Origin of the sequence: Clavibacter lycopersici, from assembly GCF_003576405.1 — a bacterium.
GTDB classification, from domain to species: domain Bacteria; phylum Actinomycetota; class Actinomycetes; order Actinomycetales; family Microbacteriaceae; genus Clavibacter; species Clavibacter lycopersici.
This window is the reverse complement of record NZ_QWGT01000108.1, coordinates 1-9243: the sequence shown is the minus strand read 5'-3', so window position 1 is coordinate 9243 and position 9243 is coordinate 1. Positions and strand designations below refer to the sequence as shown.

Here is a 9243-nt window from a genome sequence, read left to right as displayed (position 1 = left end):
CGGACGCGCCGACCGCGAGCGTGAGGCGGCCGGCGCCGACGCGCAGGGCGGCGAGGCCGGAGATCATGGCGGCGCCGGGGGAGCGCAGGGCCCCGCCGACGACCACGACCTGGCCGCGCCCGTACTTGGATCCGGTCGCCTGCGGCAGGGCCCACTCGCGCAGCGCGGCCGGGGTCACCACCTCCGCGGGCCCGTCGGGCCGCGCGTCATCGCCGTCGGTCATCGGGTTCTCCTCCGTGCTGGGTGACGGGGGCGCCGTGCCCGTCGAGGTGGTCCGTGGCCGAGAAGGTCCGGAGGGTCCACGGGCCGCGCGGGGCGGACCGCTCGAGGATCGTGACGGAGGCGTTCGCCACGGTGTGCTGCGCCTGGAACGCGAGCAGCTCGGCCTCGGTGAGCCCGAGGCCGACGTAGAGGAAGAGCATGACCACGGCGTCGTGCGTCGTGATGAGGGCGCGGCCGTCGGCGGTCTCGACCTCGGGGTCCTGCAGGAACGAGCGGATCCGCAGCGCCACGTCGGCCCACGACTCCCCGCCCGGCGGTCGGTAGGAGAGCTTGCCGAGCCAGCGGCGACGGTCGTCCTCGTCGGGGTGCCGGGCGGCGACGCCGCGGGAGGTGAGGAGGTCGAGGATCCCGAGCTCGCGGTCGCGCAGGCGCTCGTCGGCCCGGACCTCCGCGTCGATGCCGGCCTCGGCCAGCGCGACCGCGGCCGTGGTCCTCGCCCGCAGGTAGTGGGACGACCACACGGCCGTCGGCACGTCCGACCGGGTCGCGAGCCAGCGGCCGAGCGCGCGCGCCTGCGCCTTCCCGGTGTCGGAGAGCGGCACGTCCGGATCCCGGTGGTCGACCCGGATCACCTCGGCCCCCTCGCGGTCGGCCCGGCTCGCGGCGACGTTGGCCGTGCTCTCGCCGTGGCGCACGAGCCACAGTTCGGTGAGGCCGGTCACGACGGGCCCACGGCGCGGGCCGCGGCGACGGCGGCGCGGATCCCGTTGGTCCAGGGCGCGCCGTGCCCCGGCAGCACGATGCGCGCGTCGGTCTCCTCGAGGGCCTGGAGCGAGCGGAGGGCGCGACCGCTGTCCGCGGTGGCGGCGCCCGCGACGATGCGGCAGCCGGTGCGACCGGTGTACGGATCCAGCGTCACGAGCGCGTCGCCCGTGATGAGCGCGTCGCGGTCGGGCAGGTGCAGGGCGACGTGGCCGTCGGTGTGGCCGGGGGTGGGGATCGCGACGGGTCGGCCGGGCACGTCGAGCGGCCCGGCGGCGATGTCCGCGGTGGCCTCCACGCCCTCGACGCGCAGGGCGCCTGCAGCCGCCATCGCGGCGACCACGGGGATCGCGCGTCCGTACCGCAGCGGGTACGCGAACGGCGTGCGCTCGCGGCGGTACGAGTAGGGGTGGCGGGCGATCGCCGCGTCGCCCGGGTGCACGTGCACCGGCACGCCGAGCTCGCGGGCGGCGCGGGCCGCGGATCCCACGTGGTCGAAGTGCCCGTGCGTCAGCACGACGGCGCGCACGTCGTCGGGGGTGCGGCCGATCGCCACGAGCGCGCGAAGCAGGTGCGGCCAGGTGGCGGGGAACGCCGTGTCGACGAGGGTGACGCCGTCGTCGCCCTCGATCAGGTACAGGTTCACGTGCGCGTGGGCGAGCAGGTGGACGCCGGGGGCCACGTCGCGCGTGAGCACGGCGGACGAGGGTCGGGGCGGTGTGCCGGTGCGGATCATGCGGTCCTCTCGGTCGGTGCGCCCGCGGGCTGCGGATCCGGGTCGCGGGGATCCGGGCGGCGGACGCGGGCGGGCGGCCGACCCTGGATGGTCGGCCGCCCGGTCGTGCGTCCCGGATCACTCCGGGGTGACGGCGTCCTTCACGGCGCTCGCGGCCTTCTTCAGCAGCCCTGCGTCCTTCGGCGGGATCGTGCCGTGCAGGAGCGGGTTGCCGATGGGCGGGGCGGGCATCGGCACCGAGGAGGTCGGGCCGTCGTGGTACGTGAACGTGCCCTTGCCGTCGGGCGCGGGGCCGGACGCCCACGAGCCCTCCTTGGCGGCGGGGCCGTCCGAGAAGTTGAGGTACTGGTACGACACCTCGCGGTCCTCGAGCTCGAGGGGGAAGTCGCTCGGGACCGGCAGGTCCTCCGTGCCCTCCGCGCGCAGCTCCGCGATCGCGGCTGTCCACTGGTTCTGGTGCATGGTGTCGCGCGCGAGCAGGAAGGAGAGGAGGTCCTTCACGCCCTTGTCGTCGGTCATGTGGTAGAGCCGCGCCACCTGGATCCGGCCCTGCATCTCGGCGTTCGCGTTGGCCGTGAAGTCGGCGAGCAGGTTGCCGCTGCACGTGACGAAGGATCCCTGCCACGGGTTCCCGTTGCTGTCGACGGGGCGCGCGCCGGCGCCCGCGACGATGGCGTGCTGGATGTCGCTCCCTCCGATGACGGCCGCGAGGGTCGGGTCCTTCATCGCCTCCTCGGTCTCCTCGACCGGCGCGGTCTCGAGCAGCTTGGCGATCATGATCGCGAGCATCTCGACGTGGCCGAACTCCTCCGCGCCGATGCCGTAGAGCATGTCGCGGTACTTGCCGGGGAGCTTCGAGTTCCAGGACTGGAAGCCGTACTGCATGGCCACGGAGATCTCGCCGTACTGGCCGCCGAGCACCTCCTGGAGGTGGCGGGCGTAGATGGGGTCGGGCTTGTCGGGCGTCGCGCTGTGCTGCAGCTCCTGCTTGTGGAAGAACATGGAGGGGTCTCTCCTCGTCGTCGTCGGCGTCGCGGTCGGTGCGACCGCGGCTGTCCATCGACCGTCCGCCGGTCGGAGGCGGAGCGCCTACCCCCTTGACAGACGCCGAGCAGGTCGGGCCGGGCGCGTCGGTGACGTGATCCGGGCCGCGGGCCGCCCCCGTCCGGCGTCCCTCCTCGCCCCCGTCCACTACCACATGCGCATCCGTCTGCTCGACGAGCCGGATTCCGGCGGCAACGCTGGCATAGTGGGTGGGCACGGCCGAAGCTCAGCGCCGCTCTCTGGCCCCCTCTCCGTCGGCGCGGGGCCCGAGAGCTCATGAGGGGGACACGGGATCGATCATGGGCACGTTCAAGTACGACTCGACGCTGACGGCGGAGTTCGACGACCGCCTGCTGGCGCACCTGCAGCTCGTCATCGGCGCGAAGCTGCGCCGTGGGGAGAACTTCTACTTCTCCTGGCGCGACGACGTCGAGGTGGGCGACGGGCGCACCACCATCTGGATGCACAACTCGCTGCCGCTGGTCTTCAAGTACCACGGCAGCCGCGTGCCCCCCATCAACCGCAAGTGGGTGGATGCGTTGATGACCACGGCGAACAGCCCCGGCGGCCTGCTCATCATGCGCGAGCCCCCGGAGGACGAGCCGCGCGACGACGCGCGGTGACCGCGCACCGACAGCGCACTCACCGCGAACTACGGCGGCGAGCACCCCGCCGCTAGTCCGGGCCCGTTCCCCCTGTCAACCCCCGGGAGTCCATTGGGGCGGATCCACCGCGGCTGGCATCGTGGGGCCGGGTCACGCGGGCGCGTCACCCGGGAGAGGGACGCGATGCACGACACCGGCGCCGACGACGTGGGCGACCTCGTCCAGTCGTCCGCGAGCGAGTCGCTCCCCTCGCGCCCCGAGGGTCCCCGCCGCAGCCCGACCGAGCAGGCCCGGTTCGTGGCCGGCTACTTCGGCTGGTCGATCACCGGCGACGCCATCCGCGGCACCGACGACGCGGTCGCGCTCTACATCGAGGACCTCGCGGTCGCGCTCGGCGAGCTGGGCTGGATCTCCGCCGCGGGCATCCACTGGGACCGCCTGCCCTACGGCGAGGACGAGGCGGCGGAGGCCCTGCGCGCCGTGCAGCGCACCCACGGCTGGGACGTCTGAGCCCACCCGTTGCCGCGGATCCGCCGCGGGACATGACGTGACCCTGTGCATTTCCCCGGTTGGGGAGCACACTGTGGGCACGAGGCCGACACGGGCTCGGGCGCTTGAGGGTTGTCGAGAGTCCTCCTATGCAGTCCGGACCGTCATCCCGGCCCTCGAGATCCGCCCCGGGGCGGTCGTGTCGTGGACGACCGACTCCCGGGGCGGATCGTGCGAGCGGCCCCGGCGACCCGACCCCGGCGACCCAGCCTGCGTCTCCCGTCGCCGCCCGTCGCCGCGCCCGGGCGCCCCCGCTCCCTGGACGAGGCCTGACCTTCGCTTGGCGGACAGCCCCCGAGGGCGTTGTGTGGACGAGCGCGCATCCCACGAGGATCCGCGCCCGAGAGCGAAGGAGCACCATGAAGGCACTCACCTGGCAGGGCATCCACGACGTCGAGGTCAAGGACGTCGCGGATCCCGTCGTCGAGCAGGACACCGACGCGGTCATCCGCATCACGTCGACCGCGATCTGCGGATCCGACCTCCACCTCTACGAGGTCTTCGGCCCGTTCCTCGACAAGGACGACGTGCTCGGCCACGAGAACATGGGCGTCGTCGAGCAGGTCGGCAGCGCCGTCACGAAGCTCAAGGTCGGCGACCGCGTCGTCGTCCCGTTCGTCATCGCGTGCCACGACTGCTTCATGTGCGACCGCGGCCTCTTCACGCAGTGCGAGACCACGCAGGTGAAGGCGCAGGGCAGCGGCGCCGCGCTCTACGGCTTCAGCGAGATGTACGGATCCATCCCCGGCGGCCAGGCCGAGCGCCTCCGCATGCCGCTCGCCGACGTCAACGCGATCGTCGTGAACTCCGAGCTCCCCGACGAGCGCTACCTCTTCCTCAGCGACATCCTCCCCACCGCCTGGCAGGGCGTGCAGTACGCGAACGTCCCCGAGGGCGGCACGCTCGGCGTCATGGGCCTCGGCCCCGTCGGCCAGTTCGCGGCCCGCATCGGCAAGCACCTGGGCTACCGCGTCATCGCGGTGGATCCCGTCCCCGAGCGCCGCGCGATGGCGGAGCGCCACGGCGTCGAGACCCTCGACCTCACCGACGACGTCGCCGACAAGCTGCGCCAGATGGTCGACGGCCGCGGGCCCGACGCCGTGGTCGAGGCCGTCGGCATGGAGGCGCACGGCAGCCCCGTCGCCTCGTTCGCCGAGAAGGCCGCCGGCCTCCTGCCCGACGGCATCGCGAAGAAGGTCATGGACGTCGCCAGCGTCGACCGCCTCGCGGCCCTGCACACGGCGTTCGACGCGGTCCGCCGCGGCGGCACCGTCTCCATCTCCGGCGTCTACGGCGGAGAGGCCGACCCGCTGCCCATGAAGTCGCTCTTCGACAAGCAGATCGCCATCCGCATGGGCCAGTGCAACGTCCAGTACTGGATCGAGGACCTGCTGCCCCTCGTCGAGGACCCGTCCGACCCGCTCGGCGTCATGGACCTCGTCACGCACTCCGTGCCCCTCAGCGAGGCCGCGCACATGTACGAGATCTTCCAGAAGAAGGAGGACGGCTGCATCAAGGTGGTGCTGAAGCCGTAGCCTCCCGCTCCGACGACGACGGCCGCGTCCCTTCGGGGGCGCGGCCGTCGTCGTCTGCCGGACGGGTCAGCGCGCGCCGATCTCCGCGAGGATCCCGTCCATCAGCTCGGCGAGGTCCACCGAGGCCGCGTGCGGCATCTCCGCGCACTCGACGTCGCCCGCGCGGATCGCGTCCCGTGCCGCGCGGAACATCGGGACGTACCCGCGGCCCTCGATCTCGTGCTCGCGCCGCTCCGGATCCCCGTCGGCGGGCACGATAGTGAGCCCGGTGGAGGCGAGGAACAGCGGATCCACGTCCATTCGGCCGGCCGTGCCGCTGACGGTCGCGCCCGTGGGCAGCGCGGCGACGAGCGAGCAGGCGAGCGTCGCCTGGCGGCCGTCGGGCCAGCCGAGCAGGATCGCGACCTCGGTGTCGACGCCGCCGTCGATCACCGTGCCGACCGCGGCGACCGTCGAGGGCGCGCCGAACAGGCCGTGCGCGAAGGCGAGCGGGTAGACGCCCATGTCGAGGAGCGTGCCGCCGCCGACCTCCGGGTCCCAGAGGCGGCCCTGCCCCTCCTCGGTGACGAAGCCGAAGGCCACGGCGATCGTGCGCGGATCCCCGACGCGGCCGTCCGCGATCGCCTCGCGGACGGCGAGGTAGCCGGGCGAGAAGGCCATCCACAGCGCCTCGAGGAACAGCAGGCCCTCGGCGCGGGCGAGGTCGACGAGCGCGCGGGTGTCGGCGGCCGTCGTGGTCGCGGGCTTCTCGCAGACGACGTGCTTGCCGGCGCGGAGGGCGGCCTCGGCCTGCGCGCGGTGGAGCGTGTGCGGGGTGGCGACGTAGACGGCGTCGACCTCGGGGTCGGCGAGGAGCGCCTCGAGGGTGTCGTGGATCCGCGGGATGCCGCACGCCGACGCCAGCTGCTCGGAGCTCGAGCGGGTGCGGGAGTGCACGGCCACGACCTCGACGCCGGGCACGAGCTGCATGTCGGGGACGACCGAGGTCGCGATGCCGGCCGCGCCGATCACGCCGAAGCGGATGGGGCGGGCCTCCTCGGACGCGGGCGCGGAGGTGGGCGGCATCGTCGTCGACATGGATCGAGCCTACGGGGTGCCGGGCCACGTGAGAGCGCTTCCACCGAAGCGCGCCCCGCCCTTGACAGGCCGGAGAGAGGCCGCATATGGTCTGCCGAACGGCGTGAGAGCGCTCTTACAGCGAGAGCACCGACGCTCGACAGGCACAAGGGAGTGACCTTTGACGAACACAGCACGAACGCGCGCAGCCGCCGGCATCGCCGGCGCCGCGGTGATCGCCCTCCTCGCGACCGGATGCACCTCCGGCGGCGCGGGCGGATCCGACGGCGGGGACATCACGCTCACCGTCACCACGTTCAACAAGATGGGCTTCGACGAGCTCTACGCCCAGTACGAGGAGTCGCACCCGGGCGTCACCATCAAGGCGACCAACATCGACACGGGCGGCAACGCCCTCATCGACTGGCAGACCAAGCAGGCGTCCGGGGCGGGGCTCCCCGACGTGCAGGCCGTCGAGGAGGGCTGGCTCAGCAAGGTGATGCAGGTCTCCGACTCGTTCACCGACCTCCGCGACCACGGCATCGAGGACGTGAAGGACCGCTGGGTCCCCTGGAAGTACGACCAGGCCACGGATCCCGAGGGCCGCGTCATCGGCTACGGCACCGACATCGGCCCCGAGGGCCTCTGCTACAACTCGAAGCTCTTCGCCGAGGCGGGCCTGCCCACCGAGCGCACCGAGGTGGCGACGCTCTTCGGCGGCGAGGACGCCACCTGGGACCGCTACTTCGAGGTCGGGAAGCAGTACAAGGCGGCCACGGGGAAGTCCTGGTACGACCAGTCCGGCTTCATCTGGAACGCCATGGTCAACCAGCAGCCCGAGGGCTACTACACGGAGGACGGCGAGCTCAACGTCGAGGGCAACGCCGACCTCGAGGCGCTCTGGCAGAAGGTCGCCGACGGCGCCGGCGCCGGCCTCTCCGACGCGCAGACCGCGTGGGACTGGGGCGGCGGCAAGGCCTTCACCGACGGATCCTTCGCCACCTTCGTCTGCCCCGGGTGGATGCTCGGCACGCTGCAGGGCAACGCCGAGTCCGCGGGCGGCGACGCCACGACCGGCTGGGACTTCGCGGACGTCTTCCCCGGCGGGTCCGCCAACTGGGGTGGCTCGTTCCTGACCGTCCCCGCCAGCTCCGAGCACCCGGCCGAGGCCGCCGAGCTCGCCGCGTGGCTCACGGAGCCCGAGCAGCAGACCGCCGCGTTCCAGGCGGCGGGCACCTTCCCGAGCACCGTCGAGGCGCAGTCCTCGGAGGGCGTGACCGGGGAGAGCGAGCTCACGGCGTTCTTCAACGACGCGCCGCTCGGCACGATGCTCAGCGCCCGGGCCCAGGGCGTCGAGGCGCAGTACAAGGGACCGGACGACTCGGTGATCCAGGAGCAGGTCTTCGGCCCCTCCATCCAGGCGCTCGACGCCGGCAAGTCCGACGGCGAGGAGTCGTGGGACGACGCGATCACCCTGCTCGGCCAGCTGGTCGACCAGTAGGAGCCGGGCGGTCGGGGGACCGCCCACCCGAAGGGGTGCGGGCGCACGCGCGTCCGCACCCCGCCCCACACGCGCGAGAGAAGGACCGATGACGACCACCCTGCGCCCGCCGGCGCCGCCCCGACCCCGCGCGCTGCCGCCGCGGGAGCCCGCCCCGCCGACCTGGCGCCAGCGGCTCGCCACGTGGGACTTCCGCTACTCGCCGTACCTCTACGTCGCGCCGTTCTTCGTGCTCTTCGCGCTGGTCGGCCTGTTCCCGCTCGTCTACACGTTCGTCGTGTCGCTCAACGACTGGAACCTGCTGACGGGGGCCGGCGACTGGGTCGGGTTCGAGAACTACGCGGTCGAGCTCGCGGATCCGCTGTTCTGGAACTCGGTCTACAACACGTTCAGCATCTTCCTGCTGTCGACGGTGCCGCAGCTCGCGGTCGCGGCGGCCATCGCGGCGATCCTCGACCAGAACCTGCGGGCGAAGACGTTCTGGCGGATGAGCGTGATCCTCCCCTACATCGTCACGCCCGTCGCGGTCGCGATCATCTTCAGCAGCATGTTCGGCGAGCGCTACGGGCTCGTGAACAACCTGCTCACCGAGATCGGGCTCGACCCGGTCATGTGGAAGACGGAGACGCTGCCGTCGCACCTCGCCATCGCCACGATGGTGAACTGGCGCTGGACCGGGTACAACGCGCTCATCCTCCTCGCCGCCATGCAGGCCGTGCCGCGCGACGTGCACGAGTCGGCAGCGCTCGACGGCGCGGGATCCGTGCGGCGGTTCTTCTCCATCACCGTGCCGAGCATCCGGCCGACCCTCGTCTTCGTGATCATCACGGCCACCATCGGCGGCCTGCAGATCTTCACGGAGCCCAAGCTCTTCAACGCGGCGAGCTCCACGCCGGGCGGTCCCCAGCGGCAGTACCAGACGACCGTGCTCTACCTGTGGGACCTCGCGTTCAACCGGCAGGACTTCGGCAAGGCGAGCGCGGTGGCGTGGATCCTGTTCCTCCTCATCGTGCTCATCGGGCTGCTCAACTTCTGGCTGTCGCGGCGCATCGCGGGGGTGGAGGCGCGGGGATCCGCCCGCCGCACCCGCCGGGCCATCACCCGGTTCCGCGCGCAGCCCGCTGCCCCCTCGCCCGGCGCGACCAGCGTGCCGCAGGCGCCCGACACCGTCCTTCCCGAGGAGCGCGCATCATGACCGCCACCGTCAGCCCCGCCGGCCCCGCCGGCCCCGCC

At 72.7% G+C, this 9243-nt stretch carries 9 protein-coding genes and 1 pseudogene; 5 read left to right on the top strand and 5 right to left on the bottom strand.

From position 1 onward, the window contains the following. From DZG00_RS08745 to DZG00_RS08730, 4 genes and pseudogenes are all read right to left on the bottom strand, one after another. Positions 1–223 (bottom strand): annotated as a pseudogene (locus DZG00_RS08745) (NAD(P)H-hydrate dehydratase); the annotation flags it as partial. Continuing rightward, entirely contained in the window at positions 207–944 is a 738-nt protein-coding gene (locus tag DZG00_RS08740; RefSeq protein ID WP_119381299.1) for a histidine phosphatase family protein, read from the bottom strand. The pseudogene DZG00_RS08745 and the gene DZG00_RS08740, both read right to left, overlap by 17 nt. Continuing rightward, positions 941–1720 (bottom strand): MBL fold metallo-hydrolase, encoded by a 780-nt coding sequence (locus DZG00_RS08735; RefSeq protein ID WP_199688892.1) that lies wholly within the window; start codon positions 1718–1720, stop codon positions 941–943. The genes DZG00_RS08740 and DZG00_RS08735 overlap by 4 nt, the downstream gene beginning before the upstream one ends. A 117-nt stretch (positions 1721–1837) precedes the next feature. Further along, on the bottom strand, positions 1838–2722 hold the full coding sequence (locus DZG00_RS08730; RefSeq protein ID WP_119381300.1) for a manganese catalase: 885 nt from the start codon (positions 2720–2722) through the stop codon (positions 1838–1840). Between the two features lie 341 nt (positions 2723–3063). On the opposite strand from DZG00_RS08730, the gene DZG00_RS08725 reads away from it, so the two are divergent. The 3 genes from DZG00_RS08725 (at position 3064) to DZG00_RS08715 (ending at position 5453) form a co-directional block, all read left to right on the top strand. Continuing rightward, on the top strand, positions 3064–3387 hold the full coding sequence (locus tag DZG00_RS08725) for a DUF7882 family protein (protein ID WP_012039605.1): 324 nt from the start codon (positions 3064–3066) through the stop codon (positions 3385–3387). A gap of 165 nt (positions 3388–3552) precedes the next feature. Further along, complete coding sequence (locus tag DZG00_RS08720; protein ID WP_119381301.1) at positions 3553–3879, top strand: hypothetical protein; 327 nt, start codon at positions 3553–3555, stop codon at positions 3877–3879. 398 nt (positions 3880–4277) lie between these two features. After that, complete coding sequence (locus DZG00_RS08715) at positions 4278–5453, top strand: zinc-dependent alcohol dehydrogenase (protein WP_119381302.1); 1176 nt, start codon at positions 4278–4280, stop codon at positions 5451–5453. A gap of 66 nt (positions 5454–5519) precedes the next feature. On the opposite strand, the gene DZG00_RS08710 is transcribed toward DZG00_RS08715, so the two are convergent. Beyond that, positions 5520–6530, bottom strand: coding sequence for a Gfo/Idh/MocA family protein (locus DZG00_RS08710; RefSeq protein WP_119381303.1), 1011 nt, complete (start codon positions 6528–6530; stop codon positions 5520–5522). Between the two features lie 160 nt (positions 6531–6690). Here DZG00_RS08710 and DZG00_RS08705 point away from each other — a divergent pair, with 160 nt between their 5' ends. Both DZG00_RS08705 and DZG00_RS08700 read left to right on the top strand, forming a co-directional pair. Then, the gene (locus DZG00_RS08705; RefSeq protein ID WP_119381304.1) at positions 6691–8010 is read left to right on the top strand and encodes an ABC transporter substrate-binding protein; all 1320 of its coding nucleotides are present in this window, start codon (positions 6691–6693) and stop codon (positions 8008–8010) included. Between the two features lie 88 nt (positions 8011–8098). Then, positions 8099–9205 (top strand): carbohydrate ABC transporter permease, encoded by a 1107-nt coding sequence (locus tag DZG00_RS08700; RefSeq protein ID WP_119381305.1) that lies wholly within the window; start codon positions 8099–8101, stop codon positions 9203–9205. Positions 9206–9243: the final 38 nt, after the last annotated feature.